Source organism: Nocardia sp. NPDC049149, assembly GCF_043197455.1.
Lineage (GTDB): Bacteria > Actinomycetota > Actinomycetes > Mycobacteriales > Mycobacteriaceae > Nocardia.
The window spans coordinates 144,579-164,123 of record NZ_JBICTD010000010.1 but is presented as its reverse complement, the minus strand read 5'-3'; the positions used below and the strand labels follow the sequence as shown (position 1 = coordinate 164,123).

The 19,545-nt window shown below is 66.7% G+C and carries 20 protein-coding genes; 18 read left to right on the top strand and 2 right to left on the bottom strand.

The window, feature by feature from the left end; genetic code table 11:
* Positions 1-5 precede the first annotated feature (5 nt).
* The 14 genes from ACGFNJ_RS34145 (at position 6) to ACGFNJ_RS34080 (ending at position 14,828) form a co-directional block, all read left to right on the top strand.
* A complete protein-coding gene (locus tag ACGFNJ_RS34145) occupies positions 6-779 on the top strand; it encodes a helix-turn-helix domain-containing protein (protein ID WP_393457912.1) in 774 nt (257 codons plus the stop codon).
* Positions 776-1,618 (top strand): fructosamine kinase family protein, encoded by an 843-nt coding sequence (locus tag ACGFNJ_RS34140; protein ID WP_393457909.1) that lies wholly within the window; start codon positions 776-778, stop codon positions 1,616-1,618. The genes ACGFNJ_RS34145 and ACGFNJ_RS34140 overlap by 4 nt, the downstream gene beginning before the upstream one ends.
* Before the next feature lie 225 nt (positions 1,619-1,843).
* Positions 1,844-2,257, top strand: coding sequence for an STAS domain-containing protein (locus tag ACGFNJ_RS34135; RefSeq protein WP_069162799.1), 414 nt, complete (start codon positions 1,844-1,846; stop codon positions 2,255-2,257).
* A gap of 98 nt (positions 2,258-2,355) precedes the next feature.
* Complete coding sequence (locus ACGFNJ_RS34130; RefSeq protein WP_069162798.1) at positions 2,356-3,030, top strand: PAS and ANTAR domain-containing protein; 675 nt, start codon at positions 2,356-2,358, stop codon at positions 3,028-3,030.
* A gap of 160 nt (positions 3,031-3,190) precedes the next feature.
* Entirely contained in the window at positions 3,191-3,622 is a 432-nt protein-coding gene (locus ACGFNJ_RS34125) for an anti-sigma factor (RefSeq protein ID WP_393457906.1), read from the top strand.
* Positions 3,612-4,397, top strand: coding sequence for an RNA polymerase sigma factor SigF (locus ACGFNJ_RS34120; RefSeq protein WP_393457903.1), 786 nt, complete (start codon positions 3,612-3,614; stop codon positions 4,395-4,397). Before ACGFNJ_RS34125 ends, ACGFNJ_RS34120 begins: the two co-directional genes overlap by 11 nt.
* A gap of 1,763 nt (positions 4,398-6,160) precedes the next feature.
* On the top strand, positions 6,161-6,601 hold the full coding sequence (locus ACGFNJ_RS34115; RefSeq protein ID WP_393457900.1) for a hypothetical protein: 441 nt from the start codon (positions 6,161-6,163) through the stop codon (positions 6,599-6,601).
* Between the two features lie 452 nt (positions 6,602-7,053).
* Positions 7,054-7,764: a response regulator transcription factor gene (locus ACGFNJ_RS34110; protein WP_393457897.1), complete on the top strand. Its 711-nt coding sequence runs from the start codon at positions 7,054-7,056 to the stop codon at positions 7,762-7,764.
* Positions 7,751-8,908 carry an ATP-binding protein gene (locus ACGFNJ_RS34105; RefSeq protein WP_393457894.1) on the top strand — a complete coding sequence of 386 codons (1,158 nt, stop codon included), beginning with the start codon at positions 7,751-7,753 and terminating at the stop codon, positions 8,906-8,908. Before ACGFNJ_RS34110 ends, ACGFNJ_RS34105 begins: the two co-directional genes overlap by 14 nt.
* Before the next feature lie 85 nt (positions 8,909-8,993).
* Positions 8,994-9,638, top strand: a complete 645-nt coding sequence (gene ectA, locus ACGFNJ_RS34100) for a diaminobutyrate acetyltransferase (RefSeq protein ID WP_393457891.1) — start codon at positions 8,994-8,996, stop codon at positions 9,636-9,638.
* On the top strand, positions 9,635-10,912 hold the full coding sequence (gene ectB, locus ACGFNJ_RS34095; protein WP_393457888.1) for a diaminobutyrate--2-oxoglutarate transaminase: 1,278 nt from the start codon (positions 9,635-9,637) through the stop codon (positions 10,910-10,912). Before ectA ends, ectB begins: the two co-directional genes overlap by 4 nt.
* On the top strand, positions 10,909-11,307 hold the full coding sequence (locus ACGFNJ_RS34090) for an ectoine synthase (protein ID WP_393457885.1): 399 nt from the start codon (positions 10,909-10,911) through the stop codon (positions 11,305-11,307). The genes ectB and ACGFNJ_RS34090 overlap by 4 nt, the downstream gene beginning before the upstream one ends.
* Before the next feature lie 6 nt (positions 11,308-11,313).
* Entirely contained in the window at positions 11,314-12,219 is a 906-nt protein-coding gene (thpD, locus tag ACGFNJ_RS34085; RefSeq protein ID WP_393457882.1) for an ectoine hydroxylase, read from the top strand.
* Between the two features lie 557 nt (positions 12,220-12,776).
* Positions 12,777-14,828 carry an AMP-binding protein gene (locus tag ACGFNJ_RS34080; protein ID WP_393458470.1) on the top strand — a complete coding sequence of 684 codons (2,052 nt, stop codon included), beginning with the start codon at positions 12,777-12,779 and terminating at the stop codon, positions 14,826-14,828.
* 129 nt (positions 14,829-14,957) lie between these two features.
* Here ACGFNJ_RS34080 and ACGFNJ_RS34075 read toward each other — a convergent pair whose 3' ends face one another.
* Together ACGFNJ_RS34075 and erm are read right to left on the bottom strand one after the other, a co-directional pair.
* The gene (locus ACGFNJ_RS34075; RefSeq protein ID WP_393457879.1) at positions 14,958-16,151 is read right to left on the bottom strand and encodes a lactate 2-monooxygenase; all 1,194 of its coding nucleotides are present in this window, start codon (positions 16,149-16,151) and stop codon (positions 14,958-14,960) included.
* A gap of 34 nt (positions 16,152-16,185) precedes the next feature.
* The gene (gene erm, locus ACGFNJ_RS34070) at positions 16,186-16,980 is read right to left on the bottom strand and encodes a 23S ribosomal RNA methyltransferase Erm (RefSeq protein ID WP_393457876.1); all 795 of its coding nucleotides are present in this window, start codon (positions 16,978-16,980) and stop codon (positions 16,186-16,188) included.
* A gap of 336 nt (positions 16,981-17,316) precedes the next feature.
* Between erm and ACGFNJ_RS34065 the strand changes: the two genes are divergently transcribed.
* The 4 genes from ACGFNJ_RS34065 (at position 17,317) to ACGFNJ_RS34050 (ending at position 19,542) form a co-directional block, all read left to right on the top strand.
* Positions 17,317-17,916 carry a sulfite oxidase-like oxidoreductase gene (locus tag ACGFNJ_RS34065; RefSeq protein WP_393457873.1) on the top strand — a complete coding sequence of 200 codons (600 nt, stop codon included), beginning with the start codon at positions 17,317-17,319 and terminating at the stop codon, positions 17,914-17,916.
* Between the two features lies 1 nt (position 17,917).
* On the top strand, positions 17,918-18,622 hold the full coding sequence (locus tag ACGFNJ_RS34060) for a ferredoxin reductase (RefSeq protein ID WP_393457870.1): 705 nt from the start codon (positions 17,918-17,920) through the stop codon (positions 18,620-18,622).
* A 2-nt stretch (positions 18,623-18,624) separates the two neighbouring features.
* Complete coding sequence (locus ACGFNJ_RS34055) at positions 18,625-18,909, top strand: DUF6510 family protein (protein WP_393457867.1); 285 nt, start codon at positions 18,625-18,627, stop codon at positions 18,907-18,909.
* A 72-nt stretch (positions 18,910-18,981) separates the two neighbouring features.
* Entirely contained in the window at positions 18,982-19,542 is a 561-nt protein-coding gene (locus tag ACGFNJ_RS34050; protein WP_393457864.1) for an NADAR family protein, read from the top strand.
* Positions 19,543-19,545: the final 3 nt, after the last annotated feature.

Below are 19,545 nucleotides of genomic sequence, written 5' to 3'. Positions count from 1 at the left end.
GGGGAGTGAGTACTCAGAGGGCCGGTGACCTGCTGCGACATTGGCGGCTCGAGCGCAGGCTGAGCCAGCTGGAATTGGCGGGGCGAGCCGAGACGTCGGCGCGTCATCTCAGTTTCATCGAGACCGGTCGCGCAACGCCGAGCCGGACGATGCTCGTTCACCTGAGCGAGCATCTGGAAATCCCACTGCGCGAACGCAATCGGCTGTTGCTCGCCGCAGGCTACGCCCCCGTCTACGCGGAACCGTCGCTCGATACTCCCGCGATGGACGCGGTGCGCCGCGCGATGCGGCAGATCCTGGTCGGTCATGAGCCGTATCCGGCCCTGGCCATCGACCAGAGCTGGACCATGGTCGACGCCAACGTCGGCGTTGCGCAACTGCTCACCGGCATCGATCCCGCGCTACTGACCCCGCCGGTGAATGCCCTGCGGCTGAGCCTGCACCCCGACGGCTTGGCAGGCAGCATCGCCAATCTCGCGGAATGGCGCGGCCACATCCTTGCCAGACTTTCGCGTCAGATCGAGGTCACCGGTGCGGCCGAGCTAGTCGAACTGCGCGACGAATTACGTTCCTACCCAGGCGGTGTCACCGAGCTGGCGCTGCCGGAGCCGGATCAGACGGTGGTCCCGCTTCGGTTGCTCCGCGACGGCAACGAACTGTCCTTCATCAGCGTGACAACGGTGTTCGGCACGCCGATGAACGTGACGGTCGCCGAGCTCGCCATCGAATCGTTCTTCCCCGCCGACGAGGACACCATGAAGCTCCTCACCGCCCGATGAGCCTCGCCGGTCACCTCGCCACGGTGCTCGGTGCCGAGGTTCGCGCCATCGCCGACCTCGGGATGTCGCACGCCTGGACCATGCACCGCATCACCTTGGCCGATGGACGTGCACTGTTCGCGAAGGTGTCTGCCGAGCCGACCGCGGTCTTCGCCGCCGAGGCGGCAGGCCTGCGCTGGCTCCGCTCCGACCTCGTCCCCGAGGTGCTGGCCGCGGACGACCGGATGATCGTGCTGCCATGGCTGGCCGCCATCGATCCCACCCCGGCCGCCGCCGAACGGTTCGGCCGCGAGCTCGCCGCGCTGCACGCGCAGTCGCCCGGCGAATTCGGCGCGCCATGGCCAGGCTGGATCGCCGAACTACCCCTTGACAACGCCCGCTCCACCGGCCCATGGCCCCGCTGGTACGCCGAACGTCGCCTCGCGCCCTACCTGCCTGGTGCCGCCGCGGCCCTCGGCCGCGACGGAATCACCTTGCTGGAGCAGGTAATCGAGCGCATCGACACCCTGGCTGGCCCACCAGAACCACCCGCGCGAATCCACGGTGATCTCTGGTCCGGCAACATCTGCTGGACCGCTGAACGTGCCATGCTCATCGATCCCGCCGCCCACGGCGGCCACCGCGAAACCGACCTGGCCATGCTCGCACTGTTCGGCGCCCCGCATCTGGATCGAATCCGAGCCGCCTACAACGAGATTCACCCACTGGCCGAGGGTTGGCGCGTCCGCATCCCACTGCATCAACTGCACCACTTGCTGGTTCACGTGGTCTTGTACGGTGCGAGCTACCGCGCGCAAACCCTGGCCGCCGCCACTGCGGCCATCAATGCCGGGCGCTGAAGCCGACCTCCGGCCAGTCTGTGACATCGGCGGCGAGCCGTGTAAGACTGTAAGAAGGTTGAGACTACAGCCGACCCCGGTTCGACGCTGGCGCACCACCTGCCACAACCGCCGATGGGACCGTAGCAACAACCGATTCGCACTGCCGCGACGGTCGCCACTCCCATTCCGCCGGTTGACCTTTCGTATCGGACCGGACATCCCCCCTTGCTCGGGAGGCTCAGTATGTCCGTCAGCTCCGCACTGCACGAGTACGCCGACGGCGTGCAACGCAACGGCTCTGGACCAGCACCGCGCGCAACCCGGTCCTGGGCCCAACGCGTGGACCGGCAGCACGAATGCGCGGTGGTCCGTGTCGAAGGCGAATTGGATGCGGTGGCCTATCCTCAATTCTTCTCGACCATGGAGGGCGCGCTCCGCTCGGACTGCCGCGCGGTCGTCGTCGATTTGCGGGCGGCCAGATTCCTCAGTATCCGGGCCGCCGCGATGCTCGGTTCGATGAAACACCGGGCCGCCTGCGACGGTATTGATGTCCGCCTCGTCGCCGAGCGCCGCGAGATCGAACGCGCACTCGAAGTCGCGGGCGTGCGGCCGTTGTTCTCCCGTTACTCGTCGATGCGAGCCGCCTTGGACGCGTGACCTGAATCCGACCCAGGAGCTGCGGCGATTCCGGCGTGGCGTGCCCCGATCTGGTCGCGTGGCGCGGGTGTACGACGGATACTTGCGCTGTGACTGAAATGGGGCCGATCCAGCCCGAGGATTCTCTCGCACTGGATCGGGTGATCGGACTAGGGACACCACAGAGTGTCGGTAATTTTCGTTTCTGGTTCGCCGACCAACGCTGGGAATGGTCGGACGAGGTGGCCATGATGCACGGCTACGAGCCCGGCACGGTCACGCCGACCACCGAGCTGCTGTTACGGCACAAGCACCCCGACGATCGCGCACAGGTGGCCAACGCGTTGGCCAAGTCCATCGATGACGCCGAACCGTTCTCCAGCAGGCACCGGATCATCGACACCGCAGGCGGCGTGCACCACGTCATCGTGGTCGCCGATCACCTGCACGACGACGCGGGCCGGGTCGCGGGCACATCCGGCTACTACATCGATGTCACCGACACCCTCGAGGTGCACCGCCAGGAGGCGCTCGACGACGCGCTGCCCGAACTGTGGGCCTCACGCGCGGTGATCGAGCAGGCCAAGGGCGCGGTGATGCTGGTCTACGGCGTCAGCGCTGAACAGGCGTTCAAGGTGCTGAGCTGGCGTTCGCAGGAAACCAACATCAAACTGCGCACGCTCGCTTCGCGTTTGGTTGCCGACTTCGCGTCACTGACCGATTCGACCGTCGCGCTGCGCACCCGATTCGACCATCTGCTGCTGACCGCCCACCAACGAGTCGACGTCGGCTGATATTTCACCGACGGTTTCAGGACTGCTGCGGCGGGTACGACGGGTAGGAGCGTCGCGGCAGTCCTGTTCCGGCCTGCTGCGGTGATGGGCATCGGGCGGCCCGAACAACGGACGACGCCGAGCGCGCCGGGCGGCTGCGGAGAACAAGGTGGTGATGGGCATGGGGGAGTGGACTTCCCAATCCTCTACGGAAACAACGACAATCGGTGTCCGAATCCCCGCTAGGCTGGAACAGCTGACAATGCTGCGCGCCCTCGCGGAGACCGTCGCGCTCATTGCCGATTTCGCGATCGATGAGGTCACCGATATTCGTCTCGCGCTCGACGAAGTCGCCACCTCGTTGATTCTCGACGCGGTGCCTGGTTCGAATCTGGATTGCGAATTCACCTACGACACGAACCATATGTTTGTGCACGTCGCCGCGGTGGCTGCCTCCGTTACCGTGGTGGGTCAGGCCGGTTTCGGGTGGCATATCGTGCGCACGCTGACGCATTCGATCGCCGCCGCGCAGGCGCCTTTCGACGGCGTGGTTTCCGGATATCCGACGATTATCGATTTCAGCTGGGTCCGGGGTGCCGCCGATGGCGCGTGAATCGAGGTCACGCGGGGACAGCTACGACAATATCGAGCCGCTGTTCGAGAAGATCGCCGCACTGGCCGAGGGGGACCCGCGTCGGGAAACGATGCGGGAGGAGTTGATCGGGCGATGTCTGCCGCTCGCCGAACACATCGCGCGTAAGTTCTCCGGGCGCGGCGAGAATTTCGACGATCTGCTGCAGGTCGCCCGGCTCGGGCTGGTGCAGGCCGCGGACAGATTCGATGTCACCAGGGGTTCGTCGTTCCTGTCGTTTGCGGTGCCGACCATCATGGGGGAGGTGCGCAGGCACTTTCGCGACAACACCTGGTCGGTGCGAGTGCCGCGCCGCACCAAGGAGATTCAGCTCAGCATCGGCGCCACCGTGGAGCGGCTGTCGCAGCGGCTCGGCCGGATACCGCGGGCCAGGGAGATCGCCGAGGAACTCGAGGTCGATCTCGTCGAGGTCACCCAGGCGTTGATCGCGGGCAACGCCTACCAGTCCTCGTCCCTCGACGCGGTGGCAGGCGACGATATCGAGAATGCGCCGCTGCCGCTGCTGGAAAGCCTTGGGGCGGAGGAAAACTCCTACCATCTGGTCGAGGACTACCTCGCTGTTCGCCCCCTGATCGAAGAGCTGCCCGCCCGCGAACGCCAGGTGCTGATCATGCGGTTCTTCGAGTCGAAAACGCAGACCCAGATCGCCGAAGTGCTCGGCGTCTCCCAAATGCACGTCTCGCGCATCCTGTCGAACACCTTGAACCAGTTGCGCGACCAAGCATTACGCGACTAACGCACCACGCCCCCTCCCGTGATCGCGAACCCTCCGAATCCCGCACCCCCTCCGCGCATCCATGTCGTTTCCGGAGTTGGTCAACTGATCACGAGGCACTGGTGGCGGCATCGCCCGAGAAGCCCCCGCCACCACTGCCCCCTCGACACGAAACCATCCATCCCATTCCCAGATACTGGGAATGGGGGGTGCCTCGGCAGGAACTGTGCGCGTTCGGCGCCGGGTTCGGCATCGAAATCGCACCCTTTCCGTGGGTCTGCACCCTTTCTGTGGATCCGCACCAGTCCTGCACACCCAGAACCGGTGCGGATCCACGGAACCGGTGTCGATCCGCACCGATAGGTGCGTCGCTCTCCGCGGGTTTGACGGTTGCTCGGCGAACGCGGCCGTCGTGGGTTGCTCAGGGTGGGTGTGTCATGTGTCGGTGACTGACCGAAGTTTGCTGATATCAAACAAGATTCGGTGGTGATGGATCCGCCGGCGGGGGTACTGGATCTGTCGGCGGGAATGGTCCGCCTGGCTCAGGAACCGGCGGCAGTGGCCGACCCGGGTCGGGATCCGGTCGAGGCTCCGGGATCGGGGGAGGTGTTGGTCCCGGTTGCGGCGGGGCGGGCGCGGGGTCCGGGCCGGGGATCGGCGGAATCGGATTCGGCTGCACCGGTGCAGGATTCGGGTTCAGCGGCACCGGATCCGGGTTAGGTGGTATCGGATCCAGGTCCGGGTTGGGCGGCACGGGGTTCGGGTTGGGCGGCACGGGGTTCGGGTTGGGCGGTACGGGTTCGGGGTTCGGGTTGGGCGGTACGGGATCGGGGTTCGGTGGCACCGGATCCGGGTTGGGCGTCGGCGGCACCGGGCTTGGTTCGGGGAGCACTGGACTTGTCATCTGTATTCCTCCTCGGTCCCGCGGTACCCACCCAGCCCGCGTCGAATCAACCCACCCTGCGCATGCCGACCTGGACTCCGTGCGTACCCGCCTCTGCCAAGCCTGCCCCCGCGTCTGCGCGGGCGTGCCCGGCTGGATTCCGCGTATGGCTGGTCAGGTCCGGCATGTGCTGGGCCTGACCCCGCGCTGCCAAGCCTGACCCCGCGTCTGCACGGCCGTGGCCGGCTGGATCCCGCGTATGGCTGGCCAGGTCCGGCGTGCGCTGGGCCTGACCCCGCGCTGCCAAGCCCGACCGCCGCGTCTGCCCGACCGTGCCTGGCCGGATTTCTGGTACGTGTGTGCCTGGCGGATTCCGCGGGTGCCTGGCTGCGGCCGGCCGGATTCCTGTGTGCCCGGTTGGGTTCTGCGTGTGGCTGGTCAGGTCCGGCATGTGCTGGGCCTGACCCCGCGCTGCCAAGCCTGACCCCGCGTCTGCGCGGGCGTGGCCGGCTGGATCCCGCGTATGGCTGGCCAGGTCCGGCGTGCGCTGGGCCTGACCCCGCGCTGCCAAGCCCGACCGCCGCGTCTGCCCCGCCGTGGCCGGCGGGATCTCGCGTGTTCCCGGCTGCATTGCGGGTATGCGTGTGTGCCTGGCTGGATTCTGGGTGTGGCAGGCCGGGTCGGGCGTGTGCCGGCCGGACCCCGTGTCTGCCAACCGGGGTGGACATCGGTTGCCGCTGTATTGCGGGGTGACTCGCTTCACATCGACTGTTGGTCAGCGTTTTCGGGGTGTGTGGGGCGATTCCGCAGGATGTGTGACGGACTGGCGGTTTGTGCGAAGTTGACGCCGGGTACGTGAAAGGGAGGCCGGAAAACGATGCCGATGGCTCAGGAGCTCGTCATGAACGACCACCGACTAGGCACCCGGAATCCGTACGCCGGACCGGGCAGCCCGAGGTCGCCGAAATACCCGCAGGAGGCGCGCATGCCCGAGGGGGGTGACCACTCGCGCAACGGGAACCAGCGCAACGGGAACCACAAGCACAACGGGAACGCGGAGCACACCCGCGTCACCAGGAATCACGACACCATCCGGGAGTGGGCGGAGCAGCGCGGTGCGCGCCCGGCCACCACGCCGGGCAGCGAGTACAACGGGCGACTCGGTGTGCTGCGCTTCGATTTTCCCGGTTACGGCGGCGCGGTGCTGCGGCCGGTCGATTGGGACGAATGGTTTGCCACCTTCGACGCGCGGCGCCTGCAGCTGCGCTACCTGGACCGGCTACCGGACGGGTCGCCGAGCAACTTCAACCGTCTGGAACGCCCGAATCGCGAGGAGCGCTGACCGCACGCCACCGCATCGTCCGAGCCGCTGAGCCCTGTGACCCGAGTTTTCGGTCACAGGGTTTCCGTTTGGAAGGAGGTGAACACCTCACGACCGGAATGTGTCGGGTATCACGTAACGGTTGCGTAACGCCGCTCGCGAGGACAGGGTGGAGGGGTAACCAGTTAGACGCTGATCATGGTTCTCGGCGCATCGATTTCGGCCGAGAAGCAGGAGTTGCTGCGTTCGCGACGCCGATGCCGGTGTCGCCGTGTTCGGCTCGATGGCCGCGCCGACGGCGATCGGTATCAGCCGCTTCGACTATTGATCAAGCGTCCGGCTGGCGTTTACCGAACGGTCTGTTCGGGTACCTGGTAGGTCGGCAAGGTGCTCGAACAGCGGAATGTCGCGTCGGTATGGGGATGCGATTCTCCGTATCGGACGCGTGCTGCGTGTCTGCAAAGGATGGTTACTTGAGCGCGAACCTGATGATCGTTGAGGACGACGACCGGGTCCGCGGCGCGCTGCGGCTCGCCATGGAGGACGAGGGCTATGACGTCGCCGAGGCGGAGGAGGCCGAGGACGCGCTCACCCATCTGCGGAGCAACGGTGTGCCCGATGTGATGATCGTGGATCTGATGCTCGGTGGCATGGACGGTTTCGACTGCATTCGCGAGATCCGGCGCGAGCACGACGTGCCGATCATCGTGGTCAGCGCCCGCGACGACACCCATGACGTGGTGGCCGCGCTGGAGGCCGGCGCCGACGACTTCGTGACCAAGCCGTTCGAGATCAAGGAGATCACCGCGCGGATGCGTGCCGTGCGCCGCCGTGCCCGGCTCACTGCCGAGCGGGACGCCCCGCAGGAGGTGGTGCTCGACGCCGATCCGCGCACGCCGTTGATCCTCGCGCAGGACAGTGGCGTGGTCCGTCGCGGCGACGAGCAGATCCGGTTGACGCTCACCGAATTCCGGTTGCTGTGTGAGCTGGCCGAGTCGCCTGGCCGGGTGCTCAGCCGCACGGTGCTGCTCGAACGTGTATGGGACCAAGGCTTTTTCGGCGACGAGCGGATCGTCGACGTGCACATGCGCAGGCTGCGCACCAAGATCGAACGGGACCCGTCCGACCCGCAACTCGTCGTCACGGTGCGCGGGCTCGGCTACCGCCTCGATGTCCAGCGCTGAGCGCTGGTCCGACATCAAGCCTCCCGCACGTGACGGACCCGCCCCGAGCCGGTTCGCCGGCTGGGGCTGTCGCCTGCGGGAGGCCCCGCAACGCTGGAGTCTGCGCGGCCGGGTGACCGCCATGTTCACCGCGATCGCAGCATTCATGTCGCTGGTGCTGGTCGTGTCGGTGTTCGCCATCAGCCGCAGTTACCTGCAACGCGCCGAGGTCGGTCACAACGATCTGCTGCTGCAGGACAACCTGGATCTGCTGCGCAATGTGCTGATCGGCTCGGCCGTGGTGGTCACCGGGATCGGCGCGGCCGTCGGCTGGTGGGCGAGCAGGCGGGTGCTCACCCCGCTGCATCAGCTCGCCGTGACCGCCGCCAGGATCGCCTCCGGCGACCTCGATCAGCGCCTGCCCGCCACCAGGGATCAGGATCTGGCGGGCACGGTCGAGTCGTTCAACACCATGGTCGCCTCGCTGCAGCAACGCATCGAGCGCGAACACCGGCTGTTCGGCGATGTCAGCCATGAGTTGCGCACGCCGCTGACCACGTTCATGGCCAGCGTCGAGGTGCTCAATCGGCATCGCGCGGACCTGCCGGAGCGTTCGCAACGCGCGCTCGCCCTGGTGACCGCCGAGGTGGACCATCTGCGACGGCTGCTGGACGACCTGCTCGCGCTGGCGCGGGTCGAGGCGGGCATGCATCGCGGCGACCAGGAACCGCTGTCGGTGCGCGATCTGTTGATCCACACACTGGCCGAGCGCAGGTATCCCTCGGACGTGCTGACCGTCGCCGAGGACGTGATCGTGCTCGGCCGCAAGCTCGAGCTGGAGCGTGCGGTGGCGAACCTGCTGCAGAACGCCGAGTTGCACGGCGGCGGCGTTGTCGGGGTCACCGCGGGCTGCCGCGGGGACGACGCGGTGATCGTGATCGACGACGCCGGGCCGGGTGTGCCGGTCGCGGACCGGGTGCGCATCTTCGAACGTTTCGCGACCGCACGTAACGGACGCCGCTCGGCGACCGGAACCGGCATCGGCCTCGCGCTGGTCGCCGAGACCGTCATAAAGCACGGTGGCCAGGTCGAATGCACCGAGCGGCCGGGTGGCGGCGCCCGGTTTCAGGTAACGCTACCGGCCGTCGGCGAAATCGAGCCGTAATACAACCGTAATGAAGTCGACCGGGCCACCTCAAAGTTGGTTCGTAAGCCTGGATAAGTACTGCAGTACCCGACCAGGGAGTTGTATGTCACTGCCAACGTTGAACACCGCGAAGCACAGAGCGCAGCCCGCGGAGCACAAGTTGAACACCGCGGAACTCGAGCGCCTCCGTGTCGAACAGGCCGCGGCCGCGCTGGGACCACCCACCTCCCGCACTCAGTCCGCACCCACCGTCATCCTGCGCGCACCCCGCGTCGCCGACGGCGCCCAGATGTGGCGGATCGCGAAGAACTCCACCGTGCTCGACACCAATTCGAGCTACGCCTACCTGATGTGGAGCCGAGACTTCGCCCGCACCTCGGTGGTCGCCGAACGCAACGGCCGCATCGTCGGCTACGTGATCGGCTTCATCCGCCCGGAGGCGCCGGACACGCTGTTCGTGTGGCAGGTCGCGGTGCATCCGCGTCAGCAGGGCAGGGGCACCGGCGGGCATCTGTTGCATACCTTGCTGAACAACGTTGCCGCCCAGGGCGTCTCGAAGCTGGAGACGACGATCTCGCCGGACAACGCCGCGTCCATCGCGCTGTTCACCTCGGTGGCCCGCCGCCGCAACGCCCGAATCACCAAGCGTCCCTTCTTCGCCGCAGGCGTCTTCCCGGACAGCCACGCGCCCGAAGATCTCTATCTCATCGCACCGACCGCTCGCGCAACGCAGGAGGAACACCGATGATCAACGCCGACACCAGCATTTTCGAAAGCCTGGAGTCCAACGTCCGTGGGTATTGCCGCGCCTGGCCCACCGTCTTCACCAAGGCGAAGGGCAGCTGGCTGCGCGACGAGGACGGCAAGGACTACCTCGACTTCTTCGCGGGTGCGGGCGCGTTGAACTACGGCCACAACAACGACGTGCTCAAGCAGCCGCTGCTCGACTACATCGCGGGCGACGGCATCACGCACGGCCTCGACATGTCTACCTCGGCGAAGCGTGAGCTGCTGGAATCCTTGCGCGACACCGTGTTCGCGCCGCGCGGGCTGGACTACAAGGTCCAGTTCCCCGGGCCGACCGGCGCCAACGCGGTCGAGGCCGCGCTCAAGCTGGCCCGTAAGGTCACCGGCCGCGAGACCATCGTCAGCTTCACCAACGCTTTTCACGGCATGACCCTTGGCGCGCTCTCGGTCACCGGTAACGCCGCCAAGCGCGCAGGCGCGGGCGTCCCGCTGGTGCACGCGGCGCACATGCCCTACGACGGCTACTTCGACAACACCACCGCCGATTTCCAGTGGATGGAGAAGGTTCTCGACGACACCTCGTCGGGTTTCGATCGTCCCGCCGCGGTGATCGTCGAGACGGTGCAGGGTGAAGGCGGCGTCAATGTCGCACGCGCGGAATGGCTTCGGCACCTGGCCGGGCTGTGCGCGGCGCGGGAGATTCTGCTGATCGTCGACGACGTGCAGATGGGCTGCGGCCGGACCGGGCCGTTCTTCTCCTTCGAGATCGCGGGCATCACCCCCGATATCGTCACGCTGTCGAAGTCGATCGGCGGCTACGGCCTGCCGATGGCGCTGGTGCTGTTCAAGTCCGAGCTCGACCAGTGGGCGCCGGGTGAGCACAACGGCACCTTCCGCGGCAACAACCCGGCCTTCGTCACCGCGTCGGTGGCGTTGCGGCACTACTGGTCCGACGGCGCGCTGCAGGCCGCGACGCTGTCCAAGGGCGAGCGGATCGCGCGGACGCTGACCGAGCTGGCCGACAGTGTGCCAGGACTTTCGACGCGTGGCCGCGGCCTCGTGCACGGCGTGGTGTTCGACGACGCCTCGCAGGCGAGCAAGGTCTGCCAGGTCGCGTTCGAGCGCGGATTGCTGGTGGAGACTTCGGGTTCCACCGACGAGGTGGTGAAGTTGTTGCCCGCGTTGACGATCACCGATCAGGAACTCGACCACGGCCTGCACATCCTCGGCACCGCCGTCGACACCGTCTGCCAGGGCATGGGGGCGATCGCATGATCGTGCGCACCACCGAGGGGATCACCGGCACGGATCGCGATGTGGCAGGCGAGGGTTGGCGCAGCAAGCGCATCATCCTCGGCGGCGACGGCGTCGGCTTCTCCTTCCACGAGACCACCATCGAGGCGGGCACCGAGCACGAATTCCACTACCGTTATCACGTGGAGGCGGTGTGGTTGATCGAGGGCGAAGGCTCGCTCGTCGACCTCGACAACAACGTCACCTATGAGCTTGCGCCCGGGTCGATGTACCTGCTCGACGAGAACGAACGGCACCGGCTGACGGCACGCACCCGGATGCGGATGATGTGCGTGTTCAACCCCCCGGTCACCGGGCAGGAGGTCCACGACAGCACAGGGGCGTACCCGCTGGTCGCCGCGACGATCGGGGGATAGTCGGCAATGGTCTTGCAGCACAGCGACACTCTGCCGGCGACCGATCGCATCGATCGCTATCCGACGCGGCTGGATGCGCCGTCGGACCATATCGAGCGCTCGCACCCGACCGTGTGGGGCAAGGTCGAGAACCCGGCGCTGGCCAATTTCGACGCCGATGGGTTCGCCAGCGTCGACGAACTCCTCACCGCCGACGAGGTGGCCGATTTCAGCGCCGAGATCGGCCGTCTCGCCGGGGATCCCGCGTTGCGCGACGACGATCGGGTGATCGTGGAGAAGGCGTCGAACCAGGTGCGCTCGGTCTTCGAGGTGCACCGGCTGAGCGCGGCGATCGCGGAGCTGGCGCGCGAGTCGCGGGTTGCCGGGATGGCCAGGCAGTTGCTCGGCTCCGACGTCTACCTCCATCAGAGCCGGGTGAATTACATGCCGGGCTTCCGTGGTTCGGGTTTCTACTGGCACTCGGATTTCGAGACCTGGCACGCCGAGGACGGCATGCCGACACCGCGCGCGGTGAGCCTGTCCATCGCGCTGACCGACAACTATCCGATCAACGGCAGCCTGATGGTGATGCCAGGCTCGCATCGGACGTTCGTGCCGTGCCTGGGCAGCACACCCGCCGAGCACTACCGGGAATCGTTGCAGGAGCAGGAGATCGGCGTACCGACCGAGGCCGATATCACATCGTTGGCGAATCGCTATGGCATCAGCCAGTTCACCGGCCGGGCGGGGTCGGCGCTGCTGTTCGATTCGAATCTGATGCACGGGTCGTCCAGCAACATCACCCCGTTCCCGCGCTCGAACATCTTCCTGGTGTTCAACAGCGTGGAGAACACTCTGGTCGAACCGTTCGCGGCGCCTGAGCCACGACCTGGCTACATCGGCAGTCGTGACTTCACGCCGCTGTCTTCATGATTCGACACGACTGAGGCGAATCAGCCGGGGCCGCCAGTGTTTAACTGGCGGCCCCGCTGGTTATTCCGGGTGTGGTATCGCCCGGCGCGCGCCTCGCGCGTATCGGAGGTACGCTCCCTGCGCGCGCTCTGCAGGCTGCACGACGGGTCTCGCGCGCAGTCGAATTCGGCCATCGTTTCCTGGCGCGCCGCCAAAAGTTCTTCTGGCGTGTGCAATGTTCTGGACAACAAGTTGATCTTGGAAGTTTGCCACAAGATCACTCACCGGCGCCGCCGGGTCGAACTCGTTCCTGTACGCCGATTCCGCCGCCCACCGTGGCTGTGCGCCTAGCCTTCTCGTCCAACGGCCGCCTACAGGGCTGCGCAGGAGGCTTTTTCGGTACTTTGTGCAGAGTGCTGTGCGGTGGCGGCGACGCACAGTAAAGTGGGCGTACGTCCAGTTTCGCGGCTAATGCTCGGCTACCGGTCAACCCCTTGACCTGATTGTTACCGGTGGGTACAACTACGTAACCATGCCGACGCATACCGCTCGGTCGGCCCATGAAGAATTGCACGCAGTTGGTAACGAACGTCATCACAATAGATGCGGAGTTCGCAGCCGCACGCAAAGCGCTGTGGGACTTTTTCATGGACCCGCAGACCTACACCCGGATGTTTCAGGGCATCGGCGCATGTGAACGCGCGGAAACCTCGGACACCCACCCTGTACTGCTCATTCGTGCCAGAAACGCGGGCACCGAACTGACAGTGCCTGCCCTGCGCCTTGTCGTCGGCAAGGAGTTCGAGACCTTCGAGCTGCAATGCCCCGGCCTCGGCAGCTTCGCCGCGATCCGACTACGTGGCGAAGAAGAGCAGACTCGGGTCACCGTCACCTACTTCTGCCCCGGCCGGATCCACCCGTGGATCGAAGATCAGGACAATTCCGACGTGATCGCCTGGACCATGGCCGGGCTGGATCGCGTCGTCGACGCCATCCTCGGCGCCGAGACATCGGTGCTGATCAACGGCGAGGAATCGGCGACCAAGCAGCAGGTCGGCACGATGAAGCAGATGGTGACCACCGGCGTGGTGCGCACCTTCCGGCCCGACCGCGCGCTCAAACAGGTCGGCGGCCTGGCCAGGTGGGGATTCACCTTGGCGGGCGGGTATGCGGCCGCCGCGGGACACTCGCCGAATCGGCTGGCCATCGTGGACAACACGGCGGCCTACACGTTCGGACAAATGCACGATCGCACGCATAAACTCGCGTCGGCGCTCAATATGCTCGGCATCGGCGCGCGCGACAAAGTCGGGTTACTCTCGCGCAATCGAGCGACCATGGTCGAATGCATGGTTGCGACCGGCAAACTCGGCGTGGATACCGTGCTGCTGAATACCGGGCTCTCGGCCAGGCAGATCGAGGACGTGGCCGATCGGCACGGATTGTCCGCGGTGTTTCTCGACGACGAATTCGATACGCTGACCAAATATTTGGCGGTATCGGTGCCCAGGTTCGCCACCGGGCTGCGCACCAAGTTCGAGCGCTACACCGTCGATGATCTGATCGCCCTGCAGGCGCCGACCTTCTCCCGGCCCACGCAACCGGGACGGCTGATCGTGCTCACCTCCGGCACCAGCGGCACGCCCAAGAGTGCACAACGCCCGCAGCCCAAGGGTTTCGGCACTGTCGCGGCGTTGCTGTCGCGCATCCCGCTGCGGATGGACGAGACCATGCTCATCCCCGCGCCGCTGTTCCACACCTGGGGTCTGGCGGCATTGCAGATCAGCACCCCGATTCGGGCGAGTGTCGTGCTGCCGGAACGGTTCGACGCCGAGGACTGCCTGCGCTTGATCGAGGAACATCGGGTCACCTCGCTGGTCGTGGTGCCGGTGATGGTGAACCGGATCCTCGACCTGCCCGCGCACGTCAGGGACCGCTACGACACCTCCAGCCTGCGGGTGGTCGCCAGTTGCGGTGCGCCCCTTGCCGGTCCGACCGTGCTGAAGTTCATGGACACCTTCGGCGACGTGCTCTACAACGTCTACGGCTCGACCGAGGTGTCCTGGGCCACCATCGCCGACCCTGCCGATCTGCGGGCCGCGCCGACCACCGCGGGCAGGCCGCCGCTCGGCACCAAACTCGCTGTGCTGGACAAGGATCTGCGTCCCGTGCCGCGCGGGGTGACCGGACACATCTTCGTGCTCAACCACATGCTCTTCGACGGGTACACCGACGCCAAGCCGCCCACCGAATGGGGCGGCATGCTCGACACCGGCGACCTCGGCTACATCGACGCCGACGGGTTGCTGTTCGTGGCGGGTCGCGACGACGAGATGATCATCTCCGGCGGCGAGAACGTCTTCCCGCGCCCGGTCGAGGAGGCGCTCTCGCACCTGCCGCAGGTCAGTGAGGTGGCCGTGGTCGGGGTGCCGGACAAGGAGTACGGCCAGCGGCTAGCGGCGTTCGTGGTGACCAGGGAGGGTTTCGGCCTGGACCGCGACATGGTCTGCAACTACATCCGGCATCGGCTCAGCCGGTTCTCGGTGCCACGCGACGTGACCTTCCTGGAAGAGTTGCCGCGCAACGCGACCGGAAAGATCCTCAAGCGCACGCTGATTCAGCCGAGCTGAGTTGGGTTCGTGCCGAGGGGGTAATGGTGCAGGTGGCTTCTCGGGCGATGCCTGCACCATTACCCGGTGATCAGTCGACCAACTCTGCGAGTGGGCAATTCGGCTGGGGCCGAGTTGATTCAGCCGGACTCAGTGGGAACGCCGGATCGAGTCCGGGGTGAGGTCGGCGATCGACGGGTAGCCGTCGACCGCCATCAGCAGGTCCGCCTCGGCCAGCAGTGTGCGCAGCACATGCACGATGCCGTCGACGCCGCCGAGCGCCAGACCGTACGGGTACGGCCTGCCGATGCCGACCGCGGTCGCGCCGAGCGCCAGCGCCTTCACGATGTCCGAGCCGTTGCGGATGCCGGAGTCGAACAGCACCGGCAGCCCGTCCGCGGCGGCCACCACGTCGGGCAGGTGCTCGATCGCCGCAATGCCGCCATTCGCCTGCCTGCCACCATGATTCGAGCAGTAGATGCCGTCGACGCCGGCGTCCTTGGCCCGGCGCGCGTCGTCGGGGTGACAGATTCCCTTGAGCACCAAGGGAAGATCGGTCAGCGAACGAAGCCACGGCAGGTCGTCCCAGGTGAGGGCGTTGCCGAACTGCGCGACCCAGGTCAGGATGGCGGTCTTCGGGTCCTCCTCCGGACTCTTCGCGAGCATGCCGCGAAACACCGGATCGCTGAAGTAGTTCGCCAGGCAGTGGCCGCGCAGCTGCGGGAAGTTGGACGTGCTCAGATCGCGCGGCCGCCAGCCCGGCACCCACGTATCCAGCGTCACCACAATGGCTTTGAAGCCCGCGGTCTCGGCCCGGCGCACCAGGCTCTGCGCCAGGTCATGGTCGGTCGGTGTGTAGAGCTGGAACATGCCAGGGGTGTCTCCGAAGTGCGCGGCGACGTCCTCGAGCGGATCGACGGTCAGCGTCGAGGCCACCATCGGGACGCCGGTGCGGGCCGCGGCCTTGGCGGTCGCGATATCGCCGTGCCCGTCCTGCGCGCAGAGCCCGACCACCCCGACCGGCGCCATGAAGATCGGCGAGGGCAGCCGCATGCCGAAGAGCTCGATCGAGAGGTCGCGCGTCTTCGAGGCCCGCAGCATCCGGGGGACGAGCCCCAGCTTGTCGAATGCCGCCACATTCGAGCGCTGCGTGTGCTCGTCGCCCGCACCGCCTGCCACGTATGACCAGATGCCCGGTGGCAGCGCGGCCTGTGCCTTGGCCGCCAATTCCGTGTAGGTCATCGGCAGGTCGGGCAGTACACCGCCGAGGCCTTGGAGGTAGATCTCGAGCTGGTAGTCACCGAAATTGCTGGTCACGTCGCGTCCTTCCACGGATAGATACATAAATGTATCCGATACGTTTGTGTAGCGGGCCGGGCTATCCACGTAAGGCCCGGTAGAGCAGCAGCCAGCGATCCGGGTCGATCAACCCGACCGGCTCATCAGTGGCGACACCCGCCGCGGCGCACGCGCCGCGCACCGCGCGGGTGGGGAACCGGGTGCGCAGCGAGTTCGCCAACGAGCCGCCGGCACCCTCGAAGCCGAGCGCGACCACGCGGCGATAATCCGCGCGCTCCGAGCTCGACAGTAGCGGGCGCGCCCGCCGGTGCAGGCGCAGGATCGCTGTGTCGACCCGCGGCACGGGATGAAAACTGTCCCGGCCGATGCGCGCCCCCAATTCCGTTGCCACGGTAGGCCAATGGGTGACGGTCAGCTTCGGCCAGCGGCCGTAGTCGCCGGAATGCTTGCGGGCGAACTCCAGTTGGGTGAGCAGGGTCGCCGAGGTCAGCTGCCGCGCGGCCAGACACCAGCGCACCAGATCGGTGGTGATGGCGAAGGGCACGTTGGCCACCACCGCGAACGGCTCCTCCGGAGCGCGCACCGCACGGAAGTCGCTGTGGAACAGTCTTATTCGGCTGTCACCTGCGTAGCGTCTGCGCAGCCGGTCTGCGTAATGGGCGTCTTTCTCGTAGGCGCGGACCCGGCCGGTCACGGCGAGCAGCTGCCGGGTCAGCATGCCGTCGCCGGGCCCGATCTCGAGCACGAGCTCGTCGGCGGTGACGCCGGACGAGCGCACGATGAGCCGAGCGGCGCGCGCGTCGGTGAGGAAGTTCTGCGACAGACGCTTGCGGGTGCTGACGCGGACACGCGGCAGCGAACGATTGCGAGACATGGGTGTCCTCCGAGCGGAGTGGTCGAATCAGGGATGGTGATTCGCCCGGACCCATGCCAGGGCACAGAAAACCCGACGGCCGCTATCGACCGCCGGTGTGGAACCCGATCAGCAGTGTCGGGACACCGGAGTGCTGCGGTGCGCTGGCAGAGTCCAGGCTTCCGCGCGCAGCCGCAGGTAATACGCGGCGACCACGCACACTCCGTTCATGCATAAAGTTCCCACGCGGGCAAAGTAGTGCACGCGACCCGCGGCGCGCGACCGATTTTTCGGCGTCGTCGTGAACAGGGCGAAAGGTATGCTGAGCAGGCCTCCCGATCGGAAGGATGGATTCGCGTGAACATCTTTTCGCCCGGTTTCCATGGTCGGCCGCGGCCGACCGGAGATCGCCTGCCGCCTGGTCAATACCGCACCGACGATTTCCCGGTGCTCTCCGCCGGACCGACGCCCCGCATCGACCTGAACTCCTGGGTCTTCACCCTCACCACCGAGACCGGTCGCCAGCACCGCTGGAGCTGGCGCGAACTGCTCGCCCTTCCGCAGGAACGGCCTCGCGTCGACATCCACTGTGTGACCCGGTGGACCAAACTCGACACCGACTGGCAGGGCGTGTCCCTCGACACCCTGCTCGCCGACATCGACACCCAGGCCGCGTTCGCGGTCGCCGACTGCTACGGCGGCTACACGACGAATCTGCCGTTGACCGCGCTGCTCGACGGCAAGGCATGGATCGTGCACCGTTTCGACGGACGCGACCTCGCGCCGGAGCACGGCGGCCCGGCCAGGTTGCTGGTACCGAACCTGTATTTCTGGAAATCCGCCAAGTGGGTCAACGGAATTCGCCTGCTCGACCGCGACGAACCGGGGTTCTGGGAGACCGCGGGCTACCACGACTACGGCGACCCCTGGCGCGAACAGCGATACCAGGGCGACTGAGATGCGCTGGCAGCCTGCCGAACTCGTCGCCGCCTGGTTCGAAACGCCCACCGCCCGGACACTTTCGCTGCGCGTCGCGGGCTGGCCGGGACATCTGCCTGGCCAGCACATCGATGTCCGGCTGACCGCGCCCGACGGCTACCGTGCCGAGCGCAGCTACTCACTCGCCGCGCCCGCCAACGGGGAACTGATCGAGATCACCGTGCAGCGGGTGCCCAGCGGTGAGGTGTCGGAGTACCTGGTCGACGTGTTCCCGGTGGGGGCATTGATCGAGGTCAGGGGGCCGGTCGGCGGGTGGTTCGTCTGGCAGCCCGAGCGCGGTGCTGCCGTGCTGGTCGGCGGTGGTTCCGGGATCGTCCCGATCATGTCGATGGTCCGTGCCCGGTCCGGCGCCGATGTGCCTGTGCGCGTGATCTATTCGCTGCGTGGTCCCGAGGAGCAGTACTACCGCGACGAACTCACCGAGAAAAGCGGGCTCGACCTGTTCCTCGCCTACACCCGCACCGCGCCACCCGGAAACCCGCGGCCGCCGCACCGGCTCACTCGGGCCGAGCTCGACGCCAACGGGTTGCCGCCTGCCGCGAACGTCACCTGTTATGTCTGCGGACCGACCGGGTTCGTCGAATCCGTCGCGGCCACACTGGTTTCCCTGGGTCACGACCCGGCCGCCATCAGAACCGAACGCTTCGGACCGAGCGGAAAGTAGCCATGCACCCCACAGCGAGCACACCTCATGTCGACGGAAACGCCTTGGCCGGAACCCTTTCCGAGGTTTTCGCCGTGGATCCCACCGGTTGCGCCTGCCGCTGCGGTGCCTGCGGCAACGTCGAACCCCTTGCCCGTGCCCTGGTTTACCTGAACTGTCCCGGCACGGTCGCGCGCTGCGCGCACTGCGCGGCCGTTGTGCTGCGCCTGACCGCCACTCCGTCGGGCTACTGGCTCGACTTCGGCGCGGGCGCCGCGCTCTGCCTGCCCGCACCGCCAATCGGCTGATCCTTCCGGCCACCCGGCTGAGCGCACTGACAATTGCGGGCAGCGCTGCCAGGTGTAGTGCAAACTCTGATCATGAACCTGCACACGGTGGGTGAGCTCGTCCGCGCGCGAGCCGCCGGCGAGAAGGTGGACTATCTGTGGTTCTGGGGGCATCAGCCGGAGCCGAGCGGGCGGATCGGCCCGAGCTGTTTGAGTCAGTGGTGGCCGGCGCCGTTCACCGTCGACGGGCTGAATTTCGCGACGGCCGAGCATTACATGATGTGGGGCAAGGCAATGGTGTTCGGCGACAGCGAGAATGCCGAGCAGGTGCTGGCGGCGGAGACACCCAAGGAGGCGAAGGCGATCGGGCGACGGGTCCGCGGTTTCGACACGCAGCTGTGGGCAACGCACCGATTCGAGACCGTGGTCGTCGGCAACGTCGCGAAATTCGGGCAGCACCCGCCGTTGCTCGACTACCTGCTCGGCACCGGGGATCAGGTGCTGGTGGAAGCCAGCCCGGTGGACCGGATCTGGGGAATCGGGCTGGCGGCCAGTGATCCGCGCGCCGAGAATCCGGCCGAGTGGGCTGGGCTCAATCTCCTCGGCTTCGCCCTGATGGCGGCGCGGGATCGGCTGCGGCACGCCCGTGAGTAGCGC

Excerpts from the sequence above, each read along its gene's own strand:
- ACGFNJ_RS34140 (WP_393457909.1), top strand. The coding sequence starts at position 776 with ATGAGCCTCGCCGGTCACCTCGCCACGGTGCTCGGTGCCGAGGTTCGC.
- ACGFNJ_RS34135 (WP_069162799.1), top strand. The coding sequence starts at position 1,844 with ATGTCCGTCAGCTCCGCACTGCACGAGTACGCCGACGGCGTGCAACGC.
- ACGFNJ_RS34130 (WP_069162798.1), top strand. The coding sequence starts at position 2,356 with ATGGGGCCGATCCAGCCCGAGGATTCTCTCGCACTGGATCGGGTGATC.
- ACGFNJ_RS34125 (WP_393457906.1), top strand. The coding sequence starts at position 3,191 with ATGGGGGAGTGGACTTCCCAATCCTCTACGGAAACAACGACAATCGGT.
- ACGFNJ_RS34120 (WP_393457903.1), top strand. The coding sequence starts at position 3,612 with ATGGCGCGTGAATCGAGGTCACGCGGGGACAGCTACGACAATATCGAG.
- ACGFNJ_RS34115 (WP_393457900.1), top strand. The coding sequence starts at position 6,161 with ATGAACGACCACCGACTAGGCACCCGGAATCCGTACGCCGGACCGGGC.
- ACGFNJ_RS34105 (WP_393457894.1), top strand. The coding sequence starts at position 7,751 with ATGTCCAGCGCTGAGCGCTGGTCCGACATCAAGCCTCCCGCACGTGAC.
- ectA (WP_393457891.1), top strand. The coding sequence starts at position 8,994 with ATGTCACTGCCAACGTTGAACACCGCGAAGCACAGAGCGCAGCCCGCG.
- ectB (WP_393457888.1), top strand. The coding sequence starts at position 9,635 with ATGATCAACGCCGACACCAGCATTTTCGAAAGCCTGGAGTCCAACGTC.
- ACGFNJ_RS34090 (WP_393457885.1), top strand. The coding sequence starts at position 10,909 with ATGATCGTGCGCACCACCGAGGGGATCACCGGCACGGATCGCGATGTG.
- thpD (WP_393457882.1), top strand. The coding sequence starts at position 11,314 with ATGGTCTTGCAGCACAGCGACACTCTGCCGGCGACCGATCGCATCGAT.
- ACGFNJ_RS34075 (WP_393457879.1), bottom strand. The coding sequence starts at position 16,151 with ATGTATCTATCCGTGGAAGGACGCGACGTGACCAGCAATTTCGGTGAC.
- erm (WP_393457876.1), bottom strand. The coding sequence starts at position 16,980 with ATGTCTCGCAATCGTTCGCTGCCGCGTGTCCGCGTCAGCACCCGCAAG.
- ACGFNJ_RS34060 (WP_393457870.1), top strand. The coding sequence starts at position 17,918 with ATGCGCTGGCAGCCTGCCGAACTCGTCGCCGCCTGGTTCGAAACGCCC.
- ACGFNJ_RS34055 (WP_393457867.1), top strand. The coding sequence starts at position 18,625 with ATGCACCCCACAGCGAGCACACCTCATGTCGACGGAAACGCCTTGGCC.
- ACGFNJ_RS34050 (WP_393457864.1), top strand. The coding sequence starts at position 18,982 with ATGAACCTGCACACGGTGGGTGAGCTCGTCCGCGCGCGAGCCGCCGGC.